The sequence below is a fragment of the Mycobacterium sp. SMC-8 genome (genome assembly GCF_025263565.1).
Taxonomy (GTDB): Bacteria; Actinomycetota; Actinomycetes; order Mycobacteriales; family Mycobacteriaceae; genus Mycobacterium.
The window spans coordinates 6,082,119-6,108,174 of sequence record NZ_CP079865.1 but is presented as its reverse complement, the minus strand read 5'-3'; the positions used below and the strand labels follow the sequence as shown (position 1 = coordinate 6,108,174).

Annotated in this window: 25 protein-coding genes and 1 pseudogene; 11 read left to right on the top strand and 15 right to left on the bottom strand. The window is 66.2% G+C overall.

Annotation, left to right across the window (positions count from 1 at the left end):
• The first annotated feature begins 1 nt into the window (after nt 1).
• Nucleotides 2–1,624 carry an acyl-CoA ligase FadD12 gene (fadD12, locus tag KXD97_RS29315; protein WP_260754521.1) on the top strand — a complete coding sequence of 541 codons (1,623 nt, stop codon included), beginning with the start codon at nt 2–4 and terminating at the stop codon, nt 1,622–1,624.
• Nucleotide 1,625: 1 nt separating this feature from the next.
• On the opposite strand, the pseudogene KXD97_RS29310 reads toward fadD12, so the two are convergent.
• The 4 genes and pseudogenes from KXD97_RS29310 to KXD97_RS29295 all read right to left on the bottom strand — a co-directional run bounded on the left by KXD97_RS29310 (nt 1,626) and on the right by KXD97_RS29295 (nt 6,246).
• A pseudogene (locus tag KXD97_RS29310) lies at nt 1,626–3,070 on the bottom strand (wax ester/triacylglycerol synthase family O-acyltransferase).
• A gap of 133 nt (nt 3,071–3,203) precedes the next feature.
• The gene (locus tag KXD97_RS29305) at nt 3,204–4,040 is read right to left on the bottom strand and encodes a mycofactocin-coupled SDR family oxidoreductase (RefSeq protein ID WP_260754520.1); all 837 of its coding nucleotides are present in this window, start codon (nt 4,038–4,040) and stop codon (nt 3,204–3,206) included.
• 37 nt (nt 4,041–4,077) lie between these two features.
• Nucleotides 4,078–5,289 carry a cytochrome P450 gene (locus KXD97_RS29300; protein WP_260754519.1) on the bottom strand — a complete coding sequence of 404 codons (1,212 nt, stop codon included), beginning with the start codon at nt 5,287–5,289 and terminating at the stop codon, nt 4,078–4,080.
• Between the two features lie 237 nt (nt 5,290–5,526).
• A complete protein-coding gene (locus KXD97_RS29295; protein WP_260754518.1) occupies nt 5,527–6,246 on the bottom strand; it encodes a TetR/AcrR family transcriptional regulator in 720 nt (239 codons plus the stop codon).
• Between the two features lie 148 nt (nt 6,247–6,394).
• Between KXD97_RS29295 and KXD97_RS29290 the strand changes: the two genes are divergently transcribed.
• Nucleotides 6,395–7,177, top strand: coding sequence for an enoyl-CoA hydratase (locus KXD97_RS29290; RefSeq protein ID WP_260754517.1), 783 nt, complete (start codon nt 6,395–6,397; stop codon nt 7,175–7,177).
• 79 nt (nt 7,178–7,256) lie between these two features.
• Here the strand turns inward: KXD97_RS29290 and KXD97_RS29285 are convergent, their stop codons facing one another.
• Genes KXD97_RS29285 through KXD97_RS29255 form a run of 7 tightly spaced genes read right to left on the bottom strand, consistent with a single transcriptional unit; the run spans nt 7,257 to nt 13,104 of the window.
• Nucleotides 7,257–8,057 (bottom strand): acyl-CoA dehydrogenase family protein, encoded by an 801-nt coding sequence (locus KXD97_RS29285; protein ID WP_260758208.1) that lies wholly within the window; start codon nt 8,055–8,057, stop codon nt 7,257–7,259.
• A gap of 14 nt (nt 8,058–8,071) precedes the next feature.
• Nucleotides 8,072–9,205, bottom strand: a complete 1,134-nt coding sequence (locus tag KXD97_RS29280; RefSeq protein ID WP_260754516.1) for an acyl-CoA dehydrogenase family protein — start codon at nt 9,203–9,205, stop codon at nt 8,072–8,074.
• Entirely contained in the window at nt 9,202–9,633 is a 432-nt protein-coding gene (locus KXD97_RS29275; RefSeq protein WP_260754515.1) for a nuclear transport factor 2 family protein, read from the bottom strand. Before KXD97_RS29275 ends, KXD97_RS29280 begins: the two co-directional genes overlap by 4 nt.
• On the bottom strand, nt 9,617–10,894 hold the full coding sequence (locus KXD97_RS29270; RefSeq protein ID WP_260754513.1) for an amidohydrolase family protein: 1,278 nt from the start codon (nt 10,892–10,894) through the stop codon (nt 9,617–9,619). The genes KXD97_RS29275 and KXD97_RS29270 overlap by 17 nt, the downstream gene beginning before the upstream one ends.
• Nucleotides 10,895–10,896: 2 nt before the next feature.
• Nucleotides 10,897–11,226, bottom strand: a complete 330-nt coding sequence (locus KXD97_RS29265) for a hypothetical protein (protein WP_260754511.1) — start codon at nt 11,224–11,226, stop codon at nt 10,897–10,899.
• The gene (locus tag KXD97_RS29260; RefSeq protein ID WP_260754510.1) at nt 11,219–12,556 is read right to left on the bottom strand and encodes an aromatic ring-hydroxylating dioxygenase subunit alpha; all 1,338 of its coding nucleotides are present in this window, start codon (nt 12,554–12,556) and stop codon (nt 11,219–11,221) included. The genes KXD97_RS29265 and KXD97_RS29260 overlap by 8 nt, the downstream gene beginning before the upstream one ends.
• Nucleotides 12,557–12,561: 5 nt before the next feature.
• A complete protein-coding gene (locus KXD97_RS29255) occupies nt 12,562–13,104 on the bottom strand; it encodes a carboxymuconolactone decarboxylase family protein (protein ID WP_260754509.1) in 543 nt (180 codons plus the stop codon).
• A gap of 264 nt (nt 13,105–13,368) precedes the next feature.
• On the opposite strand from KXD97_RS29255, the gene KXD97_RS29250 reads away from it, so the two are divergent.
• The 8 genes from KXD97_RS29250 (at nt 13,369) to KXD97_RS29215 (ending at nt 21,702) form a co-directional block, all read left to right on the top strand.
• The gene (locus tag KXD97_RS29250) at nt 13,369–14,664 is read left to right on the top strand and encodes an amidohydrolase family protein (protein ID WP_260754508.1); all 1,296 of its coding nucleotides are present in this window, start codon (nt 13,369–13,371) and stop codon (nt 14,662–14,664) included.
• A 108-nt stretch (nt 14,665–14,772) separates the two neighbouring features.
• On the top strand, nt 14,773–15,939 hold the full coding sequence (locus tag KXD97_RS29245; RefSeq protein ID WP_396884594.1) for an acyl-CoA dehydrogenase family protein: 1,167 nt from the start codon (nt 14,773–14,775) through the stop codon (nt 15,937–15,939).
• Between the two features lie 77 nt (nt 15,940–16,016).
• Nucleotides 16,017–17,252 (top strand): CaiB/BaiF CoA-transferase family protein, encoded by a 1,236-nt coding sequence (locus KXD97_RS29240; RefSeq protein WP_396884593.1) that lies wholly within the window; start codon nt 16,017–16,019, stop codon nt 17,250–17,252.
• 4 nt (nt 17,253–17,256) lie between these two features.
• Nucleotides 17,257–18,054, top strand: coding sequence for an enoyl-CoA hydratase/isomerase family protein (locus KXD97_RS29235; RefSeq protein WP_260758206.1), 798 nt, complete (start codon nt 17,257–17,259; stop codon nt 18,052–18,054).
• A gap of 5 nt (nt 18,055–18,059) precedes the next feature.
• Nucleotides 18,060–19,256: a thiolase family protein gene (locus tag KXD97_RS29230; RefSeq protein ID WP_260754506.1), complete on the top strand. Its 1,197-nt coding sequence runs from the start codon at nt 18,060–18,062 to the stop codon at nt 19,254–19,256.
• A gap of 15 nt (nt 19,257–19,271) precedes the next feature.
• The gene (locus KXD97_RS29225) at nt 19,272–20,420 is read left to right on the top strand and encodes an acyl-CoA dehydrogenase family protein (protein ID WP_260754505.1); all 1,149 of its coding nucleotides are present in this window, start codon (nt 19,272–19,274) and stop codon (nt 20,418–20,420) included.
• A 146-nt stretch (nt 20,421–20,566) separates the two neighbouring features.
• Nucleotides 20,567–21,205 (top strand): TetR/AcrR family transcriptional regulator, encoded by a 639-nt coding sequence (locus tag KXD97_RS29220; RefSeq protein ID WP_260754504.1) that lies wholly within the window; start codon nt 20,567–20,569, stop codon nt 21,203–21,205.
• On the top strand, nt 21,202–21,702 hold the full coding sequence (locus tag KXD97_RS29215) for a hypothetical protein (protein ID WP_260754503.1): 501 nt from the start codon (nt 21,202–21,204) through the stop codon (nt 21,700–21,702). Before KXD97_RS29220 ends, KXD97_RS29215 begins: the two co-directional genes overlap by 4 nt.
• Before the next feature lie 4 nt (nt 21,703–21,706).
• Here the strand turns inward: KXD97_RS29215 and KXD97_RS29210 are convergent, their stop codons facing one another.
• From KXD97_RS29210 to KXD97_RS29195, 4 genes are read right to left on the bottom strand one after another with little or no spacing between them, the layout of a single operon-like run.
• Entirely contained in the window at nt 21,707–22,672 is a 966-nt protein-coding gene (locus KXD97_RS29210; protein ID WP_260754502.1) for an NADPH:quinone oxidoreductase family protein, read from the bottom strand.
• Between the two features lie 7 nt (nt 22,673–22,679).
• Complete coding sequence (locus KXD97_RS29205) at nt 22,680–23,699, bottom strand: phosphotransferase family protein (protein WP_260758205.1); 1,020 nt, start codon at nt 23,697–23,699, stop codon at nt 22,680–22,682.
• A gap of 32 nt (nt 23,700–23,731) precedes the next feature.
• Nucleotides 23,732–25,030, bottom strand: coding sequence for an acyl-CoA dehydrogenase family protein (locus tag KXD97_RS29200; RefSeq protein WP_260754501.1), 1,299 nt, complete (start codon nt 25,028–25,030; stop codon nt 23,732–23,734).
• A 16-nt stretch (nt 25,031–25,046) separates the two neighbouring features.
• The gene (locus KXD97_RS29195; RefSeq protein WP_260758204.1) at nt 25,047–25,616 is read right to left on the bottom strand and encodes a TetR/AcrR family transcriptional regulator; all 570 of its coding nucleotides are present in this window, start codon (nt 25,614–25,616) and stop codon (nt 25,047–25,049) included.
• Nucleotides 25,617–25,861: 245 nt separating this feature from the next.
• Here KXD97_RS29195 and KXD97_RS29190 point away from each other — a divergent pair, with 245 nt between their 5' ends.
• Complete coding sequence (locus KXD97_RS29190; RefSeq protein ID WP_260754500.1) at nt 25,862–26,047, top strand: hypothetical protein; 186 nt, start codon at nt 25,862–25,864, stop codon at nt 26,045–26,047.
• Nucleotides 26,048–26,056: the final 9 nt, after the last annotated feature.

Genomic DNA, 26,056 nt, shown 5'->3' with positions numbered 1-26,056 from the left:
GATGGCCGATCAGCTGGGCCTCCTTGCCACACTCTGGCGCGCACGGCTCATCGCGCCGATGCGCCCCGACCGGTATCTGCGGATGGGTCTGGCGATGCGCCGCGCGGGGCTGACCGCGACGGTTGGGTTCGCCGCGGCCGCGCAGCGGTGCCCGGACCGCCCCGGAATCATCGACGAACTCGGCACATTGACGTGGAAGGAGCTCGACGACCGCTGCGACGCGCTCGGTGTCGCACTGCAACAGCATGCGCCGCGGACCGTCGCGGTGATGTGCCGCAACCACCGCGGTTTCGTCGAGGCGCTTGTCGGGGCGAACCGCATCGGCGCGGACGTGCTGCTGCTGAACACGTCTTTCGCCGGCCCGGCGATGGCCGAGGTCATCGACCGGGAGGGCGCCGACGTCGTCATCTACGACCAGGAGTTCACCGAGACGGTGGACCGTGCGCTGCGAAACCGGCCGCATGCGCAGCGGATCCTGGGCTGGGTCGACGACGGATCAGGGGCGAGCGTAGCGACGGGAGATGGGTCACGTCCCTCCACGCTGCAAGCCCTGATCGACGCGCACCTGGGCCTGCGCCCGAAACCGGCCGAGCGTAAGAGCGACGTCATTCTGCTGACCTCCGGCACGACCGGGACCCCCAAGGGCGCCAAGCGTTCTGCCGGCAGCGGGGGCGCCGGTGACCTCAAGGCCGTACTCGACCGGACCCCGTGGCGCGCCGAGGAACCGATCGTGGTCGCCGCGCCGATGTTCCACGCCTGGGGGTTCTCGCAACTGCTGTTCGCCGCGCTGCTTGCCTGCCCCATCGTCACCCGCCGCAAGTTCGATCCCGAGGCGACGCTGGAGTTGATCGACCGCCACCGCGCCACCGGTCTGGCGGTGGTGCCGGTGATGTTCGATCGGATCATGGAACTCCCCGATGACGTGCGAAACCGATACAGCGGCAAGACGTTACGGTTCGCCACCGCCTCTGGTTCACGGATGCGCCCCGACATCGTGACCGCCTTCATGGACCAGTTCGGTGACGTCATCTACAACAACTACAACGCCACCGAAGCCGGCATGATCGCCACCGCGACGCCCGCCGACCTGCGTGCCGCGCCGGACACCGCGGGCCGGCCGGCCGACGGCACGCAGCTCCGGATCCTCGGCGCAGACCACCGCGAGGTGCCGACGGGGGAGGTCGGGCAGATTTTCGTCCGCAGCTCCACGTTGTTCGACGGTTACACCTCCGGCGCCAACAAGGACTTCCACGACGGCTTCATGGCTTCGGGAGACTTGGGTTACCTGGACGAGGCGGGCCGGTTGTTCGTGGTCGGACGGGACGACGAGATGATCGTCTCCGGCGGCGAGAACGTCTATCCCATCGAGGTCGAGAAGACACTCGTCGCCCACCCCGCGGTTGCTGAGGCCGCCGTCCTCGGCGTCGACGACGAACAGTACGGGCAGCGGCTGTCCGCGTTCGTCGTCCCGGCCCCGGGCTGCAGCGTCACCGTCGACGAACTCAAGCAACACGTCCGCGAGAACCTGGCGAATTACAAAGTGCCCCGCGACATCACCATCATGGAGGAGCTGCCGCGCGGCAGCACCGGCAAGATTCTGCGCAACGAACTCCGCGGGAGCTGAGTCAGCCTTCGGCGGTCGCCGGCGCCATGGCGGAATCGACCGTGCCCGCCGAGGGCAGACCGCAGGCCCGGCGCAATTCGTCGAAGGCGTGCACGACAGCGTCGGTGGCCTCGTGCGGGTCGTCGAACGTGCGGTCGTCGGACAGCACCGCGATGTCGAGTTGGTCGACGTAGCTCCACACGGTCATGTTGAACGCCGAGCCGGCGGAAAGCACACCGACCGAATAGATCTCGCTCACCGGCGCTCCGCCGATGTGTCCGCGCCGCCTTGGGCCGGGCACGTTGGACACCGCGACGTTCATCAGCCGGTTGTGGTCGGCGCGCTTGGCCTGCGCCCGGAACAACGCGGGCGCCAAAGGCGGCGGCAGGTATTCGAGCATTCTGCCCTGCAGCGTGGGACCGAGAAGGTCGTGCGTCTCCTTGGCGCGCGCGGTGGCCAGCGAGATCAACCGCACCCGCTCCAGCGGGTCGTCGATGTGCACGGGCATCGACACCATCATCCCGCCGATCTCGTTGCCGGTGATCCTTTCGGTGGACTTGTCGGTGGCCACCGGCACCGTCGCCATGATCGGGCGGTCGGCGCGACCGTCGTAGCGCAGCAGCAGCTCGCGTAGACCGCCGGCCGCTACGGCGAGCACCACGTCGTTGAAGGTGACACCGAGGTGTTTCGTGGTCTCCTTCACCTCGGTTAGGGAGAGCGTCGCGGTCGCGAAGGTCCGTACCGGGGACACGATGTGGTTGAGGAAGGTCGGCGGAGCGTTGAACGGCTTGGCGAGGTCGGGCACGGCCCGACGCTGCCTGCTGCGGCGGCGCAGCCGCCTGACCCCCCGCGCGGCGTCGGCCACCAGTCCGGGAAGCCCAGCGATGTTCCGGACGTGGTCGAGCTGTGCCGCGCGCAGCAGCTCCCGCGCGGAGGGCTGCTCGCATGACGCGGGCGGTTCGTCCCGCTCGTCCTGCACGTCGCCGGCCAGATCCATCAGCCGGGCAAGCAGATTCGCCGATGCGACACCGTCGGCGAGGGTGTGGTGCACCTTGCCGATGAGTGCGAAGCGGTCGTCGGCCATGCCTTCGGCGAAGTGGAACTCCCACAGCGGCTTACTGCGGTCCAGCGGTGTGCTGGCGATTTCTCCGATGACACGGTCGAGTTCGCGCCGCCGGCCCGGTCGACCTGGACTATCACCTGCACGCGGCGCAGGTGATAGTCCAGGTCGACCGGACAGTCCTCCAGCCACATCGGGTGGTGCAGCCGCCACGGGATGTCGACCAACCGGTACCGCAGCGGGTCGAGAAGGTGCAGCCGCCGGGCGACGGTGCGCCGGAACGCGTCGAAACCGTAGTCACCGTCGTAGCCCGACGCGTCGATCACAGCCACCTTGAGGGTGTGGGTGTGCAGGTTGGGGGTCTCGCTGTACAACAGCATGGCGTCCATGCCGTTGAGCCGCCTCATGGACGGATATGCAACCACTCGCGCCTCATGATCACGGTGGTTTCGCCGAATGCGTCAGCCGCAGACGTATGCGCGGTACCGCGGCCACTTGTCCTGCTCGGACGGCAGTTCGGGGCTCGGTCACTGGCGTCGGTTACTTCAGGCAGCTGCCGCCGTCGACCGGCAGTGTGACACCGGTGATGAAACGCGCCTCGTCGGACGCCAGGAAAAGAACCGCGTTGGCGATGTCATCGGGCTCCACCCACCCGATGGGCAGGGTGTGCATCAACTGGCCCACGACCTTCATGTCGTCAGGGCCCGGGTTCTCCAGATCGGGGCGGAACAGCTTCATCGTCGGCTCATTCATGAACAGCGGGGTGTTCACGTTGGTCGGGTGCACGGAGTTGACGCGGATGTTCTGAGCGCCGAGTTCGACGGCGAAGGTGCGCATCAGGCCGACCACGCCGTGTTTGGCGGCGACGTAGTGGCCGGTGTGCGGATAGGCCTTCAGACCGCCGACCGAGCTGGTCAGGATGATGGAGCCGCCGCGGCCACCTTCGAGGATGTGGGGGACGCCGGCCTTGACGGTCTTCCAGACGCCGGACAGGTTGACGCCGATCATGTCGTCCCAGTCGGGCTCACCGGTGTCGTGCAGCAACTGCCCGCCGTTGCCGATGCCGGCGTTGGCGACGATGATGTCGAGCCTGCCGAACTCCTCCACGCCGGCGTCCACGGCGGCCTTCAACGCGTCGAAGTCACGCACGTCGACCTCGGCGGTGTGGATGCGGCCCCCGGCGTTCTTGACCAGATCGGCGGTCTGCGCGAGGTCCTCCGGCGAGGACAGCGGGATCAGCACGCTGTCGATCTGCTTGCAGATGTCGACGGCGATGATGTCGGCGCCCTCTTCGGCCAGCCGGACGGCATGCGCGCGTCCCTGCCCGCGCGCCGCACCGGTGACGAAAGCGACCTTGCCTTCTACACGTCCTGCCATGTCGTTCAATCCTTTTGTGGTGGTGGGTTGTTCGGAATCAAGAGACGAAGGTGGGCATGGATTCCCAGCCGCGGACCGCCGTGGTCTGTGACGGACGGGCGTTTGGCCAGTCAACCTCCCAGGACGGGAACCGCTTGAGGATCTCCTCCAGGGCGATGCGGCCCTCCAGCCGGGCGAGGGCGTTGCCCATGCAGAAATGTGTTCCGGCGCCGAAGGTCAGGTGCGAGCGTAGTTCTCGATGGATGTCGAAGACATCGCCGTCGGGGGCGAAGCGGCGGTGGTCACGGTTGGCCGCCCCGACCAGCAGCAGGATGGCGCTGCCGGCAGGCACCTTCTGGCCGTAGTACTCGGTGTCGCGCGCCACGTAGCGGGCCACCTGCAAGGCCGGCGGCTCCCAGCGCAGGATCTCTTCGACCGCGGCGGGGATCAGTTCCGGGTTCTCGACGAGCTCGCGACGCTGATCGGGATAGTCGGCCAACGTCTTTCCGGCCCAGCCGATCAGTCGGGTGGTGGTCTCGGCCCCCGCGGTGGCGACGACGGTCAGATACATCAGCAGTTCGTCGCGGGTCAACCGGCGCACGGTGCCGGTCTCGTCGGCGAACTCGACGTTGAGTAGGTCGGTCATGATGTCGTCAGACGGATGTTTGGTCCGGTAGTCGATGAACTCCGCGAAGACTTCGCCGGTGGCCAGCAGGTCAACCTGCTCGCTCTGCAAAGTGGCCTCACCGTGATCGGTGACCCGGCGCTGATCTTCCTCGGGAATCCCGAGCAGCATGCCGATCACACGCATGGGCATCTGCTCGCCGAGATCGTTGACGAAATCGAAGCGGCCGGTGTCGACCAGCGGATCGAGACAGCGGGCGGTGAACTCGCGAATCTGCGGTTCCAACGCGTGCACCTTGCGCGGGGTGAACATCCGTGACAGCAGGTTGCGGTGGATGTTGTGGATCGGCGGATCCTCGAAAATCAATGTGCCCGGCGGGATCTCCATGCCCGACTTGATGATCTCCAGCAGCGCGCCCCGTCCGGAGATGAACGTTTCGTGATCGATGATCGCTTTGTTGACGTCGTCGAAACGGCTCAACGCGTAGAAGTCGTGTTTCTCGTTGTAATACAGCGGCGCTTCTTCCCGGATGCGGGCGAATACCGGGTATGGGTTCATGTTGAGGTCGACGCTGTAGGGGTCGTAGTACAACTGCGCTGCGGTATCGGCGTCCTGCACGTCGGAGTTGTCGGCGCTGATCGTCACGGTGTCCCTCTCGCTGGATCAGTCTCAGTAAGACATCGGGCTGCAATTTGTCTCACAACTTTGTCATTGCCGGTACGCGAGTGTCAATGGCAGACTCGCCCCACGCAATTACTCCTCTCCGTTGAGAAGAACTGTCCTCTCATGGAATGAGCAGCGTCAAGATCGGGTCGCCGAGGAAAACGTGCTTGCGCGAAAAAGTGAGCCGGCCTCTAGGCCGGCAAGAGGGTGACTCTCGTCTCAGACGGCGGCGAAGCCGTGGGCGCAGAAGTCCCACACCTCGTCCGCGGTAATGGGGTGCGCGGCGTTTTCATCGACGTCTCCGCTGGACTGCGCCACGAACATCACGGTCTGCATCGTCATCGCGGCCATTCGCTTCGGGTTTATGCCCTCGCGGAGCTGTCCGGCCGCGCCGGCTTCCTCCATCAGCTCGGTGAGCAACGCCAGCAGCGGGGCGTGGGCCACCTTGACCTCAGAGGGATGTGACACCAGCAACCGCGGTGCGAAATCGGTGAACAGCGGACGCTTGGCAGCCGGGTCCGGCCGGGACGATTCGAACAACAGCTGGATGGCGACCTTCAGTCGTTCGAGCGGGTCCTCGTGGCCGGCGGTGGCGGCGCGGATCTGGTCGGCAGAGCGACTGAGGGCGTCCTCGAAGAGCGCCAGAAGAAGTTCGTGTTTGCCGTCGAACTGCAGGTAGAAGCTGCGCAGTGACTGGCGGGAGCGGTCGACGACCTCCTGGACCGTGAAGTCGGTGCTGCCCTTCTCGATGATGATCGCCTGGGCAGCGTCGAGGAACCGCTGCACGCGTTGAGCCGCACGCAGTTTGGCTGTCTTGATCGAACGCTCGACCGCACGCTGCTTCCAAGCAGGTTCTTCGCTGGGGCTGGTCACCGCAGGCTCAGACGCAGACCGATTGGGGAGAACATGAACTGACTGTACCGGAGAACGCCTTGCCATAGCGGTCCTCGACCCTCCCTCGGCGCACGTGTCCGAGATTGTAACTTCCTCACCATGAGAATAGTATTCTCATCTTGGTGATAACAGAAGGCCCAGATGCGCACCGGGCCGGCCGACTTCTTTCCGCTCCCGAACCCCGAGGAGTCCCGTGTACATCGACTACCACGTCAGCGACCGGATCGCCACGATCACACTGAACCGGCCGGAGGCCGCCAACGCGCAGAACCCGGAACTGCTCGACGAACTCGACGCGGCGTGGACGCGGGCGGCCCAGGACAGCGACGTGTCGGTGATCGTGCTCCGGGCCAACGGCAAGCATTTCTCGGCGGGGCACGATCTGCGCGGTGGCGGTCCCGTGCCGGACAAGATCACGCTGGAATTCATCATCCAGCACGAGGCCAGGCGTTACCTCGAGTACACGCTGCGCTGGCGGAATGTGCCCAAACCGTCCATCGCGGCCGTCCAGGGCCGCTGCATCTCCGGCGGCCTGCTGTTGTGCTGGCCGTGTGACCTGATCATCGCCGCCGATGACGCTCAGTTCTCCGACCCGGTGGTGCTGATGGGTATCGGTGGCGTCGAATATCACGGGCACACCTGGGAACTCGGGCCCCGCAAGGCCAAGGAGATCCTGTTCACCGGCCGGGCGATGTCAGCCGACGAGGTGGCGGCCACGGGCATGGTCAACCGCGTGGTGCCCCGGGATCAGCTCGATACCGAGACCCGAACTCTCGCCGAGCAGATCGCCACGATGCCGCCGTTCGCGCTGCGTCAGGCCAAGCGGGCGGTGAACCAGACGCTGGACGTGCAGGGGTTCTACGCGGCGATCCAGTCGGTGTTCGACGTCCACCAGACCGGCCACGGCAACGCGCTCAGCGTCGGGGGATGGCCGGTGCTGGTGAACCTCGACGAGATGAAGGCCAACATCAAGTAGTGGCAGCGCCCGCGGCCCCGTCTGCGAGCAATGCGTGTCTGCAGCCGTTCGTGCTGGAAACACACACGGCACAGGAAATCTAGAGGTGGGCCAGCCGGGGAGCCGAACCGCGCGCCCGCAGGCCGGCGCCCGCTCGGCGCGTGAGCTCCCTTGAGCTGCCGAGCAATCCGTCGAGCACCAGGGCACGCTTCACATGCAGATGCAGGTCGTGTTCTTCGGTGAAGCCGATCCCTCCGAGCACCTGCTGGCAGTGCCTTGCGGCCGTCAGCGCAGCCTTTCCGGCCGCGGCCTTGGCCAGCAGCGCCGTCAGATCGGGGTTGTCGGCCCCGGGGAGGCTGAGTGTCGCCTCGGCCCCCTCGATGGCCACCAGCGTCTCGGCAAGGCGATGCCGGACGGCCTGGAATGACGCGATCGGCCTGCCGAACTGCACCCGGTCCAGCGCATGCTGCCTTGCCAGTCTCAACATCGCCCTGGCCGAGCCGACCAGCCACCAGCCGACCGCCACCCGCGCCTCGGCCACCCGGATGGGGTAGCCCTCCTCCTCGCGGCGCAGCGGTAGGCCACCGAGGGTGGGTTCGGGGCTCTCCGCGCTGATTCGGTCCCACACCACCCATGTATTGCCGGCATACGGCAACGGCAGCTCGACGGTGTCGCCGATCGTGTTGCCGGTGGCGTGCAGCACCACGTCGACGAGAACCGAGGCGTGCGAGCCTGTTTCGCCCAACAGCCGGAACACCAGCGGAACGGCTTGCTCGGCCGCCTCCGACAGCATCTCGGCCCAGCCCATGTCGGCCAGTGCCGCATCGAGATCCGGGCCGGACTTCGCCAACATGGTCTTGCGCAGGGAGGCCTCGAGCATGTCGAGTGAACCCTCGTCCATCTGGGGGGTCATCCTCACTCCTTCCCGAGATCCAGCAACCGGCGCGCGATGATGTTGCGCTGCACCTCAGCGGTGCCGCCGTAGATGGTCGCCGCACGTGAATACAGGTACTCCGTGCGCCATTCGGTGTCCTCGAGTTCGACGGCGCCCGGCAGCAGATCGCGTGCGGTGTCGTAGAGCCGCTGCTCGGCCCCGGCGAGCAGCACCTTGTCGATGGAGGTGTCGGGACCGAGTTTGTGTCCGTCGGCCAGCCGGTGCTGGGTGGCCCGCGACCGGCACCGCAACGTGTGCAGCGCCAGATAGGCCTCGCCCATGTCCTGGTCGACGCCCTGACCCTGCCGCTTCACCTCCTCGACGAGCGCGTCGAACCGCGAGTACAGGTACGCGATGCGCTGCCAGAAACACGTCGAGCGTTCATAAGGCAGCAGATCCATCGCCAGCTGCCAGCCGTCACCGGGCCTGCCCAGCATGCGCCCGCCATCCACCACGACGTCGTCGAAGTACACCTCGCAGAACTCGTCGACACCGTGCATCGTGCGCAGCGGCCGCACGGAGATGCCCGGAGTGTCGACGTCGACGAAGAACGCGGTGATGGCCTGGTGATCGGGAGTGTCCGCGTCGCCGGTGCGGGTGAGCAGAATGCACCGGTGCGAGTACTGGGCGAAACTCGTCCACACCTTCTGGCCGTTGATGACCCACGTATCGCCCTGCTGCACCGCGCGCGTGGTCAGCGACGCCAGGTCGCTGCCCGAGCCGGGCTCTGAAAAGCCCTGGCACCACTGCTCTTCGCCGCTGAGTAGCTTGGGCACCATCTCGGCAGCCAGTTCCTCGGGCGCGTAGTCGATCATGGTCGGTGCCAGCACCTCGAGCATCGAGTACGGTCCCGGCTCGGCCAGCCGCCGGCCCACCACCTCCTCGCCGACGATGGCCCGCAGCAGCGCCGGACCGCCGAGGCCGCCGGCCTGCTCGGGCCAGCCGTAGCGGCTCCAGCCGGCGTCGTACAGCGCGCGCTGCACCCGGGCGAACTGACGGATGTGCCCCTGCAGGGAGTGATCTTCGGTCGCGGGGGTCAGATCGTTCTCGTCCAGCCAGGCCGTCAACTGCGACCGGAATTCGGACGGGCTCGAGATGTCGGCGGAGACGGTCATCCGGCTTCGGGCCTCCCGATCGCGTGCGGGCGCCCGGAGTCGTGCTCACCGGAGCGCCGGATGAACGTCATGGCACGGGTTTTCAGCCGCCAGCCGCCTTCGGTGCGGACGTAGGTGTCGTTGTAATAGCCGATCCGCATGTCGTGCTTGGAGTGCTCGATGAAGCACAGCGGCTGGGTGCCGGTCGCCTTGTCCGGATCGTCGCCGTCGAGGTTGACCAGGGAGGTGCCGGTCATGAACAGGCCCTTGGGCGCGGCGTCCACCAACTCGGGGAAGCGGGCCAGCGTGTAGGTCGAGCCGAACGCGCTGTAGGTGCCATCCGGTGTGAACACCGACATCAGTCCGTCGATGTCACCCTGGGTGATGGTGACCGCGTATTTCGCAAGGAGCTGCTGGATCTCGACGAGATCCTCAGTGCGGTTGCTCATGTCGGTAGACCTTACCGCCCTTCATTACAAAGTTGACGTTGCGTGTAACGCCGATGTCGTCCAGTGGGTTGCCCGGTACCGCGACGATGTCGGCAAGGTATCCCTCGGCGAGGCGGCCGAGCGAGTCGGACTTGTTGATCAGGTCCGCGGCCACCACGGTCGCTGCCTTCAACACCGCCGCCGGTGGCATGCCCCAGTCGACGAGGGTGACGAGCTCGTCGGCGTTCTTGCCGTGGGGAATCGCCGGTGCGTCGGTGCCGACGGCGATCTTCACGCCCGCCTCGTAGGCGGCCTTGATCGACGTCCGCGCCTTCGGGAACATCTCCGCGGCCTTGGCCTGCAGTTCCGGCGGTGCCTTCGAGACGTCCATGTATTCGGCCAGTCGGCGCGTGCTCACCAGGAAGCGGTCGTTGTCGACCAGCATCTGGATGGCCTCGTCGTCCATCAGGAAGCCGTGCTCGATGCAGTCGATGCCGCACTCGACGGCATGCTTGACCGCCTCCGCGCCATGGGTGTGGGCCGCGACCCGCAACCCGCGGCGGTGTGCCTCGTCCACGATGACGCGCAGTTCCTCGTCCGAATAGTGTTGTGCGCCGGCCTCTCCGGTCAGTGACATGACACCGCCTGAACAGCACACCTTGATCAGCTGCGCACCGTGCTTGATCTGGTAGCGCACCGCCTTGCGGATCTCGTCGACCCCGTTGGCGATGCCCTCCTCGATGGTCAACTCGAGCACGCCGGGCATGAACGCCGCGAACATCGTCGGGTCGAGGTGGCCGCCGGTCGGGGTGATGGCGTGACCGGCCGGGATGACGCGCGGGCCTTCGATCCAGCCGGCGTCGATCGCCTTACCGAGGGCGACGTCGAGCAGGTATCCGCCGGTCTTGACGAACAGCCCGAGGTTGCGGACGGTGGTGAACCCGGCACGCAGCGTGCGGCGGGCGTTTCCCACCGCACGCAGCACCCGGGTCGGGGGATCGTCCTGCACCTGAGACAGGCCCGGGTTCTCTCCGCGCCCGCCCATCAGGAGGTTGACCTCCATGTCCATCAAACCGGGCAGCAGGATCGAGTCACCCAGATCGATCTCGGTTGAACCTTCCGGTGTATCACCGCCGAGGCCGACTATCCGTCCGTCGGCGACATGGATGACGCCCGGCCGGACGATCTCGCCGGCGTCGACGTCGACGTAACCCGCGGCTCTGAGAGTGGTCGATGAGCCGCTTGCGCGAAGAGCATCGGACTCTGGGGGTGGTGGGGGCACGCCTAGACCACCGGCTCCTTGACCAGCTTGATGTAGGCCGCGCCGCTGTCGAGCACGCGCGGCTGCTTCCACACCTCGATCGGAAAGCTGACCATCACTATCGACTGTCCCAGGTGCACCAGCGCTTTGGCGTCGTCGGGCATCGAGGCGAGCGGGAAGCGGGCGTCCACGTACACCATGATGTCTTCGAGCCGTGCCATGCCGGCGTCGTAGAGCTCCTGCATCTCCTCCATCGTGGAATTCAACCGCTTCTGGTAGCGCTCCTCTTCGGTGGGCAGGCACCAGTCCGAGAACCGTTCCAGATCGGCGAACTCTTCCGGCAGCTTAGGCATGTGCGGACTCCTTCTCGCTTGCGGAGGCGTGTTCGCCGTTCGAGGACCCGTGCCCGTTGGCCAGAGACGCCTTGTACCGGTCGACGTACTTGTGGGCGGTGTGGTGTAGGTGGCGTAGCAGGATCTCCTGATCGCACAGCGGGAAATCGAGCACGGCACGGGTGCCGATCTGCGTCTGCGTCGCTTCGAGGGTGTTCGCGTCCTGGAACGCGTACTCCTTGAACGTCACCGCGGCCAACTCCTGAGAGAGCCGCTCGCGCAGGTTCTTCGGCGGTACGAAGTACAGGTCGGCCTCGAAGATGTGGGTGTCCACGCCGGTGGGCCAGTAGTTGTAGGTCAGGTACCAGCCCGGCACCCAGAACAGCAGCGTGAAGTTCGGGAAGAACTCGAACGAGTCCTGGCCCCAGGTCTTGTGGCGGCCAGGGTTGATCGCCGGCGGCAGCTCGTCGGGCAGGATGCCCTTGATGTCCGGTCGATCCCACGGGCCGAACAGGCCGCTGTGCAGGATCCGCTCGATCGGCTTGACCATCTTCAGGTCCTTCGGCGGACTCATTCCGCCCCAGGACGAGATCATCGAGTGATCGCCCTTGATGTCGTAGTGCAGCGCCTCGAAGCCGAACTTGGCCAGCTTCTCGGCCTCCTCCTTCTCCGCCTGCTTCATGTGCAGGATCGGAGCGTGGTAGAACTCCACGAACGCGTCGATGAACAGCTTCCAGTTCGACTTGATCTCCGAACGGTAGCTGTAGTGCTCGGTCATCTCGTGGAACGGGTAGCCCTTGAGGCCCTGGCCGAACTCGCCCAGATACTCCTCAAGCGAGACGGCGTTGTCGTCGAAGTTGACGAAGATGAAGCCTTCCCACACCTCGCAGCGCACCGGCTTGAGCGGATAGTCGGCCTTGTCGAGGTCGAAGAACTCCTGCTCCTGCTGCACGAACGTCAGGTTGCCCTGGAGGTCGTAGCGCCAGGCGTGGTATTTGCAGACGAACTGGCGGCAGGTGCCGGACGTCTCCTCGCCGGGATAGTCATTCCACACCAGCTTGTTGCCCCGGTGGCGGCACAGGTTGTAGAACGCGCGGATCTGTTCGCCGTCGTTGACGATGATGATCGACACACCTGGGCCGACCGATGGCAGCTCACGGGTGATGTAGCGACCCTTCTTGGGGACGAGTTCGATGCGCCCCATCTGCAGCCATGTCTTGCGGAAGATGGCCTGCTGCTCCAGCTTCCAGTGCTCGGGGTCGATCGAGTCCTCGTAGTTGACCGGTGCTGTGCCGAGTTCGGGCCAGTTCTCGGTCCAGCTGCCGACGTCGGGCTTCTTGAAAAATGCCACGGTGGCTACCTTTCTGCTTCGATGTTGGAGTCTGGCTCTACGCCAAAGGTGTTGATAGCCATGGCCAATGAGCCATAGCAGCCGATCGTGAAGACGAGGTCCATCAGTTGGCGCTCGTCAAGACGGGCGGACAGGACTGTCCAGGTGGAATCGGAGACGACGGAGTCGTGGTGCAGTTCGTCGACGGCGGCCAGCACGGCGCGGTCGAGCTCATCTGAGAGCTCACCACGGGCGACGCCGTCGATGACGTCGTCGGACAATCCGGCCTCCCGCCCCATGTTGAGGTGGTGGCGCCACTCGTACTCGCATTTCGTCAGGTGCGCGACGCGCAAGACCGCGAGTTCGCGGATGCGCGCCGGCAAGCTGGAGCCGTACAGCAGATGAAAATTGAAACGCAGGAACGCTCTAGTGAGCTTCGGGTGGCGCACCAGGGTCGCGACGAGGTTTCCGGTCGCTTCGGGGTTGCGCCGCTCGGCCGGCATCAGGCCCGACAGCGCGTTGTCGACGGCCTCGTCCCAATGGTCTGCGGGCAGTGGGGCCACTCTCACTGCCGGCCTCCTCTCACTCATGAGAATCAGGTTCTCATATTTCGCCAATAGATTTCCACTTTTCCCGTGCGTCGTCAACGCAGCAGGTCGGACGCGCCGGGCGGCGGACGCGGCGGGCGTCCCGGTTGGGGGGATCTGCCAGCGCGAATGTCGCTATTGAACGTTGATTCTCGCTCCTGGAGAAGCTAGTTTCCTTGGAAGGAGAACATAAGGCCGAGACCGCATGTCCCGGGGTGGGAGCCCAGGGGCGGAAGGAGAGCCACCGTGAACAAGGACGACATGATTTTGATCAGCGTGGATGATCACATCGTCGAGCCGCCGGATATGTTCAAGAATCATCTGCCGCGCAGGTATTTGGATGAGGCGCCGCGGTTGGTGCATAACCCGGATGGCAGTGATACCTGGCAGTTCCGGGATGTGGTGATCCCGAACGTGGCGCTCAATGCGGTGGCGGGCCGGCCGAAAGAGGAGTACGGCCTGGAGCCGCAGGGGCTCGATGAGATCAGGCCGGGGTGTTGGCAGGTTGATGAGCGGGTCAAGGACATGAATGCCGGCGGGATTTTGGGGTCGATGTGTTTTCCGTCGTTTCCGGGGTTCGCGGGCCGGTTGTTCGCCACCGAGGATGCGGAGTTCTCGTTGGCGTTGGTGCAGGCCTACAACGATTGGCATGTCGAGGAATGGTGCGGGGCCTATCCGGCGCGGTTCATTCCGATGACGTTGCCGGTGATCTGGGATCCGCAGGCGTGTGCGGCTGAGATCCGGCGCAATGCCGCCCGTGGGGTGCATTCGTTGACGTTCACCGAGAACCCGGCGGCGATGGGCTATCCGAGTTTCCATGATTTCGAGCATTGGAAGCCGATGTGGGATGCGTTGGTCGATACCGACACGGTGCTCAATGTGCATATCGGGTCCTCGGGGCGGTTGGCGATCACCGCCCCGGATGCGCCGATGGACGTGATGATCACGTTGCAGCCGATGAACATCGTCCAAGCCGCGGCGGATCTGTTGTGGTCGCGGCCGATCAAGGAGTATCCGGATCTGAAGATCGCGTTGTCCGAGGGGGGGACGGGGTGGATCCCGTATTTCCTGGAGCGGGTGGACCGGACCTATGAGATGCATTCGACCTGGACCGGGCAGGACTTCAAGGGCAAGCTGCCCAGCGAGGTGTTCCGCGAGCATTTCCTGACCTGCTTCATCGCCGATCCGGTGGGGGTGGCCACCCGGCATCAGATCGGGGTGGACAACATCTGCTGGGAGGCCGACTACCCGCACAGTGATTCGATGTGGCCCGGGGCGCCTGAGCAGCTCGACGAGGTCCTCAAGGCCAACAACGTGCCCGACGACGAGGTCGACAAGATGACCTACCAGAACGCGATGCGCTGGTATCACTTCGACCCGTTCAGCCACATCCCCAAAGACCAGGCCACCGTCGGGGCCCTACGCAAAGCCGCCGAAGGACACGACGTCTCCATCCAAGCCCTATCCCACAAGGAGAAGACCGGCGCCACCTTCGCCGACTTCGCGGCCAGCGCCAAGTCGATCACCGGCAACAAAGATTGAGCAAACCACCGTCGAAATCGCATTCCAGCAGGTGAGCACTCGCACTTTCGCTACTGGAATGCAATTTCGGCGGTTTGAAGCAGAGGAGAGGCAGCTATGCCGGGCGGTATGAGTTTCGAACTGACCGAGGATCAGGAGTTGATCCGCAAGTCGGTGGCGGAACTGGCGGGCAGGTTCGACGACCACTACTGGATGGAGAAGGACCAGGCCCACCAGTTCCCGCAGGAGTTCTACGACGCCATCGCCAAGGGCGGCTGGCTCGGTATGACCATCCCCGAGGCATACGGCGGACACGGTCTCGGGATCACCGAGGCCACGCTGTTGCTCGAAGAGGTGTCGCGTTCGGGTGCGGCGATGAACGGCGCCAGCGCGATCCACCTGTCGATCTTCGGCATGCAGCCCGTCGTCAAGCACGGCTCCGACGAGCTCAAAGCCCGCACCCTGCCCCGGATCGTCGACGGCGACCTGCACGTGTGCTTCGGGGTGACCGAACCCGGTGCGGGGCTGGACACCTCGCGCATCACGACCACCGCCAAGCGCGAAGGTGACCATTACCGGGTGAACGGCCGCAAGGTGTGGATCTCCAAAGCTCTTGAGTCCGAGAAGATCCTGCTGCTCACCCGCACCACGCCGTATGACCAGGTGACCAAGAAGACCGACGGTATGACCCTGTTCCTGACCGACCTGGACCGCAACCGCGTGGACATCCGGCCGATCAACAAGATGGGCCGCAACGCGGTGAGCTCCAACGAGCTTTTCATCGACGACCTGATGGTGCCGGTGGAGGACCGGGTGGGCGAGGAGGGCAAGGGTTTCAAGTACATCCTCGACGGGCTCAACCCCGAGCGGATGCTGATCGCAGCCGAGGCGCTCGGCATCGGACGGGTCGCGCTGGAGAAGGCGGTCAAGTACGGCAACGAGCGCCACGTGTTCAACCGGCCCATCGGCATGAACCAGGGACTGCAATTCCCGCTCGCCGACTCGCTGGCCCGCCTGGACGCCGCCGAGCTGGTGCTGCGGAAAGCCACCTGGCTGTACGACAACGGCAAACCCTGCGGGCGTGAGGCGAATACAGCGAAATACCTGTGCGCCGACGCCGGGTTCGGAGCAGCCGACCGTGCCTTGCAGCTGCATGGCGGCATGGGCTACTCCGAGGAGTACCACGTGTCCCGCTACTTCCGTGAGTCACGCCTGATGAAGATCGCGCCGGTGAGCCAGGAGATGATCCTGAACTTCCTCGGCGAGCATGTGCTCGGCCTGCCCAGGAGCTACTAGGTGGGTCTGCACGATCGTGGCGTCCCGGCACCCCGGGCAGGTGCCGCCGGTCGACGGCCGCATGGTTATCTGAACAGGTGAGCAGTCCTCAGACCGGCGCGGCACCCCTGGCCGGGGTCACCATCGTCGCGATGGAGCAGGCCGTGGCCGCTCCGATGTGCACCCGTGTGCTGGCCGACTTCGGCGCCCGGATCATCAAGGTGGAGAACCCCAACGGCGGTGACTTCGCCCGCGACTACGACGACGTCGTGAACGGGCCCGGCGGCCTGGCCGCGCATTTCGTGTGGTGCAACCGTGGCAAGGAATCGGTCACGTTGAACACGAAGTCGCCGGCGGGCCTGGAGCTGTTGCACCGGTTGCTCGACCGCGCCGACGCGTTCGTGTCCAACCTGGCCCCGGGCGCGACGGCGCGGCTGGGCATCGCCCCGGCAGACCTCGCGGTGCGGCACCCCGACGTGATTCCGGTGGAGATCGACGGGTACGGCCCGGGCGGGCCGATCTCGCACAAGCGGGCGTACGACCTTCTGGTGCAGGCGGAATCGGGCTCGTGTGCGATCACCGGCTATCCGGGCATGCCCGCCAAACCTGGTCCCGCGATGGCTGATTTCAGCACGGGTCTGTACGCGGCGATCTCGATCCTGGCCCTGCTGTACGGGCGGGCCCACCGACCGGGGGCAACGCCCGCACCGTCGGTGGAGTTGAGCCTCTTCGACGTGATGACCGATGTGATGGGGTACGCGCTGACCTACACCCAGCATTCGGGCATCGACCAGGAACCGCTCGGCGTCGGGTCTCCCGCGGTGGCGCCCTACGGCGCGTTCTCGACCCGGGACGGGCAGACCGTCGTGCTCGGCACCACCAACGACCGCGAGTGGCAGCGGGTCGCCCGCGAGATCATCGACCGCCCCGATCTGGCCGACGATCCCCGTTTCGCGACCAACTCCGATCGGTGCGCGCACCGCGAGATTCTCGAGGAAGCGATCGGAAACTGGTGTGCTAGGCATGATCTGGCCGACATCCAGAAAACGGCTGACGCGGCCGGGATCGGGAACTCCCGCTACAACAAGCCAAGCGAGGTCGTGGTGCACCCGCATCTGGCCGCCCGCGACCGGTGGCGCACCGTCGCCACACCGAAAGGCGACATCCAGGCGCTGCGTCCACCGCCGGTGATCAGCGACTTCGAACAGCCGATGGGCGCGATCCCCGGACTCGGGCAGCATACCGACGCCGTGCTCACCGAGATCGGGGTCAGCGCAGAGGAATTGAACCGGCTGCGGGCAGACGGCGTGATCGGGCCGGCCTACCGTGGCTGAGGAGGTGCTGCTGTCGTCAGACCGCGACGGGGTCCGCACGCTGACGTTGAACCGCCCCGAGCGGCGAAACGCGCTCGACGCCCGGCTGTGGGTCGAACTCGCCGATGCCCTGCGGCAGCTCAAGCGGGACCGCGGCATCCGGGCGCTGGTGCTCACCGGTGCCGGTGGCGCGTTCTGTTCGGGAGCCGACATCGGTACCGGTGAGCAGATCCATCCGCGCTACAAGCTGGACCGCCTCACCGACGTGGCTTTGGCGCTGCACGAGCTCGCCGTGCCGACCATAGCGAAGGTCACCGGCATCGCCGTCGGTGCGGGCTGGAACCTGGCGCTCGGTTGCGATCTGGTGGTCGCCACGCCGCAGTCACGGTTCTGCCAGATCTTCTCCAAACGCGGGCTGTCCGTCGACCTCGGCGGTTCGTGGCTGCTGCCCAGGCTCGTCGGACTGCAGCAGGCCAAACGCCTGGTGCTGCTCGCCGACATGATTGGCGCCGACGAGGCGCACGCGCTGGGCCTCGTCACCTGGGTCAAGTCCGGCGACGAGATCGACGCGTTCGTCGACGACCTCGCCGGCCGGCTGGCCGGCGGGCCCCCCTTCGCGCTGGCGCAGAGCAAGGCTCTGCTCAACGACGGCGCCAACGCGACACTGCGCGAGGCGCTGGCCAACGAGGCGCGCGCGCAACCGGGTAACTTCGCGACCGCGGATTCGGGCGAGGCCTACGCCGCGTTCGCGGCCAAGCGCGATCCGGCGTTCACCGGGGCGTGGGCCCTGTATGACGACGCCACCGACAAGGATGAGGAGTAGAGATCATGCGGGAGACGGTCATCGTCGGTGCCGTGCGCACACCGGTGGGTAAGCGCAAGGGCGGTCTGTCCGAACAGCACGCGGCCGACCTGTCGGCAGTGGTACTCAACGAACTCGTGGAACGCACCGGGGTGGGCGCGGACATGATCGACGACGTCATCTGGGGCTGTGTCTCGCAGGTGGGGGACCAGTCAAGCAACATCGGCAGGTATTCGGTGCTGGCCGCCGGCTGGCCCGAACACATCCCGGGCACCACAGTGAACCGGGCGTGCGGGTCGAGCCAGCAGGCGCTGGACTTCGCCGTGCAGGCCGTCATGTCCGGGCAGCAGGACATGGTGGTGGCCGGCGGGGTCGAGGTGATGAGCCGTGTCCCGCTGGGCGCCGCACGCGCCACCGGCATGCCGTACGGGCCGAAAGTCCTTGCCCGCTATGACGATTTCTCGTTCAATCAGGGCATCTCGGCCGAGATGATCGCGCAGAAGTGGGGTTTCTCCCGCACCCGTCTCGATGAGTACTCCGCGCAGTCCCACGAACGTGCCGCAGCGGCCCAGGACGCGGGCGCGTTCAGGGACCAGATTGTGCCCGTCTTCATCGCGCACACCAGCGAGTCAGCCACGGGCGGGACGGACGGGGACGGCAAGGTCGCGGGCAGTGTGGTCACCGAGGACGAAGGCATCCGGCGCGGCACCACCGTCGAGAAACTGGCCGGCCTCAAGCCGGCGTTCACCGAGGACGGGGTCATCCACGCGGGCAACTCGTCGCAGATCTCCGACGGCGCCGCGGCGCTGCTCGTGACCACGATGGAGAACGCGGTGAACCTGGGCCTGGCCCCGCTGGTCCGGTACCGTGCCGGAGCGGTGACCGGTGCCGACCCCATACTGATGCTCACCGGGCCCATTCCCGCCACTGAGATGGTGCTGCACAAGGCGGGCGTGAGTCTCGACGAGGTCGGGGTGTACGAGGTCAACGAGGCGTTCGCACCGGTACCGCTGGCCTGGCTGGCCGACACCGGCGCCGACGAGGCCAGGCTCAACCCGCTCGGCGGCGCGATCGCCCTCGGCCATCCGCTCGGGGCCTCGGGTGCGGTGCTGATGACACGGATGATTCATCACATGCGGGACAACGGCATTCGTTATGGGCTGCAGACCATGTGCGAGGGCGGGGGCACCGCGAACGCCACCTTGGTCGAACTCGTCAAATAGGCAAGGAGTCCTGACATGCGTAGGGATCTGTTCACCGAAGACCATGAGGCTTTCCGCGAACTCGCACGCGATTTCGTCGAGAAGGAGGTCGTTCCCCACTATCCGCAGTGGGAGAAGGGCGGCCGGATGCCGCGCGAGGTCTTCGAGCAGATGGGTGAGCTCGGAATACTCGGCGTGGCCATCCCGGAGGAGTACGGCGGTGGAGGACAACCCGACTACCGGTACAACGTGGTGCTGCAGGAGGAGGCGGCACGCGCGCTCGTCACCTTGTCGACGGTGCGCACCCAGCTCGAGGTGATCCTGCCCTATTTTCTGCATTACGCGAATGCCGAGCAGCGTGACCGCTGGTTCCCCGGGCTGGCGTCGGGAAAGCTGTTGACGGCGATCGCGATGACGGAGCCGGGTACCGGGTCCGACCTCGCGGGTATGCGCACGACCGCGGTGCGTGACGGAGACGACTACATCGTCAACGGCGCCAAGACCTTCATCACCGGAGGCATGCAGGCCGATCTGGTCATCGTCGTCGCGCGCACGTCCACCGATCCCGACAACCGCCGCAAAGGGCTGACTCTCTTGGTGGTCGAGGACGGCATGGCGGGGTTCACCCGGGGACGCGAGCTGGAGAAGATGGGCTGCAAGGTCCAGGACACCGCCGAACTGTCCTTCGTCGACGTCCGAGTTCCCGCTGCCAACGTGCTCGGTGACGTGGACGAGGCGTTCGGCTACCTGGGCCACAACCTGGCCCAGGAGCGGCTCACGGTGGCGGTGGGTTCGGTGGCCCAGGCACGGTCGGCCATCGCCGCCGCGATCGAGTACACGCGCAGCAGGAAGGCGTTCGGCACGCCGGTGGCGTCGTTTCAGAACACGAAGTTCGAACTCGCCGCCTGCTCGACAGAGGTGGAAGCGGCCCAGGCGATGCTCGACCGGGCGATCGCACTGCACGTCGAGGGAGAGCTCACCGGCGCCGATGCGGCAAGGACGAAGCTGTTCTGCACGGAGATGCAGCAGCGGGTGGTCGACCGCTGTCTGCAGCTCTTCGGCGGCTACGGCTACATGATGGAGTATCCGATCGCGCGGCTCTACACCGATGCCCGGGTGGCCCGCATCTACGCGGGCACGAGCGAAGTCATGAAGGTGATGATCGCGAAGTCGCTCGGTCTGTAACTGGCATTTGGCCTGACAAACAGCCTGACCTGCAGCTGGTCGGCCCTGTGACGGCCGCCTAAACCCAATTGTGCTGAGACCCTTGTCACAGCGGCCAAACCTACCTACTGTGTGTTCACTAGGTTGGTTAAGCGCCGAGGAGACCAGTGTCAGCCCCTGAGCCCGCCGGACCGGATCTGGGATCACCCAGGAGGCCGTACGCGACGTTGTTCGCCAAAGGTGAGGACCGCCGCCAGCGGATCCTGGCCGTGGCGGAGCGGCTGCTGGCGCGCAACGGATGGCGCAGCACCTCTCTCGCGCAGATCGCCCGGGAAGCCGGTGTCACGCCCGCAGGTCTGCTGCACCATTTCGAGTCCAAGGAGCAACTGCTCAACGCGGTGCTCGACGCGCGCGACGCCGACGACGACGCGCACGCCGACCGGTCCGGCGACCTCATCGCCGAGCTCACCCGGGTGCCCAAACGCTTCGAACGGTCACCCGAGCTGGTCGGAACCTTCATGGTGCTGCTGGCCGAGAACCTCGCCCCCGATGCGCCGCTGCACGATCGCCTGCACAAGCGTTACCGCGCGGCGGCCGACATCATCAAAGACCTCCTCGTTCGTGGTCAGCGAGAAGGGCTGTACCGCAATGACTTCGACGCGGCCACCAAGGCCACGGAGATTCTCGCCTTCATCAACGGAATGGAGATCCAATGGTTACTCGATCCCTCAATCCCGCTGACCGAGGTGTACCAGGGGTACGCGGAGTCGCTGGCCCGCGATCTGGCCCAGCCCAGACCGACATGAGGTACCGGCTGGACGTGGTGTCCCCGACGGTGCTGGACGCGGTGCGGTTCGCCGGTGGCTGGATCTACGACCGCGTCATGGCGGGCTGGGACGTGACCGTGCTGGTCGGCAGCGACGAAGATGTGCGCCCCCTGGAGATCCTCGGAGCCGACACCGCGGACCTGGAGTCTGTGCTGGACTCGTGGGAACAGCGGCCGCACCCGCAGACCGTCGCGGTGGCCGCCGACCTGTTCGGCTGCGACGACCGCGTCCGTCGCGGAGTGCTCGGCGCGCTCGACCAGGGCGCCACCGAGGTGACCCTGTGGGGTGGGCCGGTGCCGTCCGATCTCAACAGCAGCGTGGGACCGGTCGAACACCGCCTCAGCGCGGCGGCCCGCGCCTTCAAAGCGCAGGCGCTGGCGGCGGCGTCCGGTGCCGGGCAGACGATCGCCCCCGCCGAGATCTTCTGTAGCGGCATGATGGCCTCGGTGGCAGCCGACCTGGTACCCGCCAGCTGAGGGTTCACCGCAGGTCGATCAGCACCTTGCCGACGGCGCGACCGTCAGCGACCAGTCGCAGTGCGGCCGCGGTCTCCTCGAGCGGGTAGACCGCGCCGACGTGCGGTACCGCTCGGCCGGAGACGAGCAACTCACGCAGCTCGGCCTCGTTCCGGTCGAACGCGTCGGCGGGCACGTCCTGGAACTGGAAACCGTGCACGTGAATACCCTTGATCAGCACCAGGTTCAACGGGATTTTCGGAATCGTGCCGGACGCGAACCCGATCGTCACGAAGCGCCCGCCCCGGCCCAGCGAGCGCAGCGCCGGCTCGCTGAGAGCCCCGCCGACCGGGTCGAGCACCACATCGGCACCGGCTGGCAAACATTCCCGGAGCGCGCCGCGCAAGTCGCGTTCTCGGTGATCGACCACCTGTGCCGCCCCGTATCCCGCTGCGACCGACAGTTTCTCGGAAGAGGACGCCACGGCCACGACATGGGCCCCGAGTGCGGAACCCAGTTGCACCGCGGCCAGACCCACCCCGCCACCGGCGCCGAGCACCACCAGCCGTTCGCCGGCGCGTAGCCGCGCCACTGACCGCAACGCATGGTAGGCCGTGCGGTGGGCGACCCCGGACGCGGCGGCGGTCCGCGCGTCGATCCCGTGCGGGACGTGCGCGAGGGCCTTCGCGTCGACCACCACCTCCTGCGCGAACGCCCCTGACATGCCGGTCCCGCTCACCCGGTCACCGACGGCGAAACCCCCGACGCCCGAGCCTATTCCGTCGACCACGCCGGCGAATTCGCTGCCCGGCACAAAGGGGGGCGGAACCTCGATCTGATACGTGCCCGCCACCAGAAGCACGTCGGGGTAGTTGACCGCCGCCGCTTCCACTCGGACGCGCACCTGACCGGGCGCGGCGCCGGGCGTCGTGCGCTCCTCGATGCGCACCACCTCGGGAGGCCCGTGCACCGGGCACACTGCAGCACGCACGGCGCGGCTAACCCCGGTAGTCCGTGGACTCGGCCAGCTCGGCGGCCGAGGCCATCAACTCCGTCACAACCGGACCGAACGCCAGCAGCTTCTCGTCGTCACCGGCGCGCTGATAGCCCTGTTCCAGCACGATGGCCAGTTTCCACTTCGCCAGCACCAGGTAGTAGTCAAGGTCGTCGACCTGGCGCCCCGACACCGCCGCGTAGTGCGCGACGACCTCGTCGCGTGACGGCATGCCGCCCATGTCGACATACGCCATTTCCGACGGCTCCGGGTCGGCTGTGTCTTCACCCCGATCCGCTCCTTGCGTGAGCGACGGCCATGACTGCACCATCCACCCCAGGTCGAGCTTCGGGTCACCGACCGTGCCCATCTCCCAGTCGACGATCGCGGCCAACTGCGCCGGGGCCCCGTGCCGGTACATGACATTCGCGAACTGGTAATCCCCATGCATGAGGCCGGGGATGAAGTCCAGCGGCTTGTGCGCGCGCAGCCAGCCCGTGGCGACCTCGAGTCCCGGCAGTTCGCGGTTCTTGACCCGCTCGAGGAAGCCGATCCAGCGGTCCACCTGACGTTCGTGGAAGCCGTCCGGCCGGCCCAGGTCGTGCAGGCCCCTGGCGCGCCAGTCCACCTTGGACAGCAGCGCAATGCCCTCGGCCAGTTGATAACTGAGCCCAGGTCGAGAGGACAGGTCGCTGTCGAACGGTTCCGGCCACCTGCCGTGGGTGTCCATCGGCGACCACCCGTCGACGTAGCCCATCAGGTAGAACGGTCGGCCCAGCACCGAGGAGTCGTCGCAGACACCGATCGCCGCGGTGTGCGGGACGTCGGTCCCGTCGAGCGCCTCGATGATGCGCCATTCCCGGAGGATGCCTTTGTCCCGGTCAGCCGGCGCGCCGGGAGGCGGCATCCGCAGCACGCAGCGGTGTTCACCGCGGTTGATCTCGAAGATGACGTTCTGGGTGCCACCGGACAGGAAACGGGCACTCAGCGGTTCGCCTTTGCCCGGCAACGCAGCCCGGTCCATCCAATCGGCGAGGCGTGCCGTGTCGATGTCGCTCACAGGTTGCCCACCTCGTGTTCGAGGTAGTCGGCATACTTCGCCTGTGCCGCTTGCCGTTTGGCCGGGATCCACTCCGACGGCCAGGTGCCTTCCGCAGGCCGGTGATCGCGCAGCACCTGCTTCGCGACCGTCGTCTTGTGCACCTCGGTGGGCCCGTCGGCCAGGCCCATCACCGCGGCGCCGGTCACCATCCCGAGGAACGGCACCTCGTTGGTCACGCCGAGCGCGCCGTGGACCTGCATCGCCCGCCACGCGATGTCGTGCAGGACGGTGGGCATCACGACCTTGACCGCGGCGATGTCTTTGCGGACCTTCTTGTAGTCGTTGTACTTGTCGATCTCCCAGGCGGTGTACAGCACCATCAGCCGGAACTGCAGCAGTTGGGCGTACGAGTCGGCGATGTAGCCCTGCACGAACTGCTTGTCCGACAGCCGACTGCCCTGTGTCTCGCGGCTGAGCGCCCGTTCGCACATCATGTCCAGCGCCTTCCGGGCGAGCCCGATGGTTCGCATCGCGTGGTGAATTCGGCCGCCGCCCAGACGGGTCTGGGCGATCACGAACGCCTGCCCTTCACCACCGAGCAGCGCGTCGGCCGGCACCCGGACGTTGTCGTAGTGGATCAGCGCGTGTGACCCGTGTGAGGCGCCTTCGCCGTACAGGCCCGCGTTGCGCACGATGTTCACCCCGGGAGTGTCGGTGGGCACCAGGAACATCGACATGCCCTGATACGGGCTGACATCGGGATTGGTCACTACCATGACAATCAGGAACGAGGCGGTCGAGGCGTTGGAGGAGAAGAACTTCCAGCCGTTGATCACCCAGTCGTCGCCGTCACGCACTGCCGACGTGGTGAACATCGTCGGGTCCGCCCCGGCGTGCGGTTCGGTCATCGAATAGCAGGAGAACAGCTCGCCGTCGAGCAGCGGACGCAGGTAACGCTGCTTCTGATCGTCGGTGCCGTAATGGGCGATGATCTCGGCGTTGCCGGTGTCGGGAGCCTGACACCCGAATACGATCGGTGCCCACTGGGAACGGCCCAGGATCTCGTTGAGCAGTGCGAGCTTGAGCTGACCGTACCCCTGCCCGCCGAGATCGGCGCCCAGGTGGGTTGCCCACAACCCGCGGCTGCGCACCTCCTGTTTGAGGGGTTCGATCGCCTCACGCCGTTTGCCTTCCAGCGGCGTGAACTGCTGATGCGGCCACACGAGGTCCAGCGGTTCGACCTCTTCTCGGACGAACTCGTCGGCCCAGTCGAGCACCTTTTGGTACTCGGGGTCGGTTTCGAAATCCCACATGGCGGCCTCCTTGCCGTTATCGCGTGGTGCGGTGACGCAATCCGTCGATCAACGTGGTGATGTCGGCGGTGACCACTGCGGCGAACGAGCGCTGGCCGAACGCGCCGGCCGCCCAGTGCCGCGCGCCTTCACTCACCATGGTCTGCGCCAGGTAGGCGAGGTGCGCCACATCCACCGCAGCGGGCAGCTTTCCGTCGGCTCGCGCGCGGGTGAAGAGTTCGGTGAACATGTCGGCGTCGAACTCTGGTGGACTGCCGTCGGCGAGGATGCGGTGTTCGTGCCGGTAGCCCTCGAGGATGGTCTCGATGATGAGCTCGCGCGGATTGCGTGCCATCGACTGCTCGAATGCTCGTAACGCCGCCTCAATCACGGATTCGACCTCGTAGGGCTTCTTCAGCAGGCCATGGATCGTGCGATGTGCCGATTGGGTCGACAGCACGCCCACTTCGAAGAGCACGTCTTCCTTACGGGGGAAGTAGAAGTAGAACAGCGCCTTCGAGACGCCCGCTGCGGTGCAGATGTCGGCGACCGTCGTCGACCCGTATCCCTTGGTACGCCACAAAGCCATCGCGGCCTGGACGAGCATCCGTTTCGTCTCACGCGACCGGGCACGCTGGAACGAGGCACGGCGCTGACCACGGTCAGCAGCTGCCTCAGGCTCGATCACCGCCACAGTGGAGAAATTAACAGGTACTGCCGACGTTGCCAATAGTTGACCGGCGTCTAACTAACGTAGTTCGAGCTTCGGGTACGTGACCGGCGGCGTGCCGATGGAGTTCATGGGCAGCTCCACCGCCGGTTAGTTCGAACAGGCCGCGGCAGAATGACCGTATGGCGGTGCTCAAGATTGCGGCGGCGGCGTTCGCCTGTCTGGCGCTGCTCGCCGGTGCCCTGCAGCTGGCGGCATTCGCGTCCGGTGGATGGGCTCGCCATCTGATCCTCGGCGTGTTCGCGTGCGCCGTCGGAGTGTCGGTGGCTGCTGCGGTGATTGTGTCGGTGGTGCGGTCGCGACGCTGACGGGCGCCG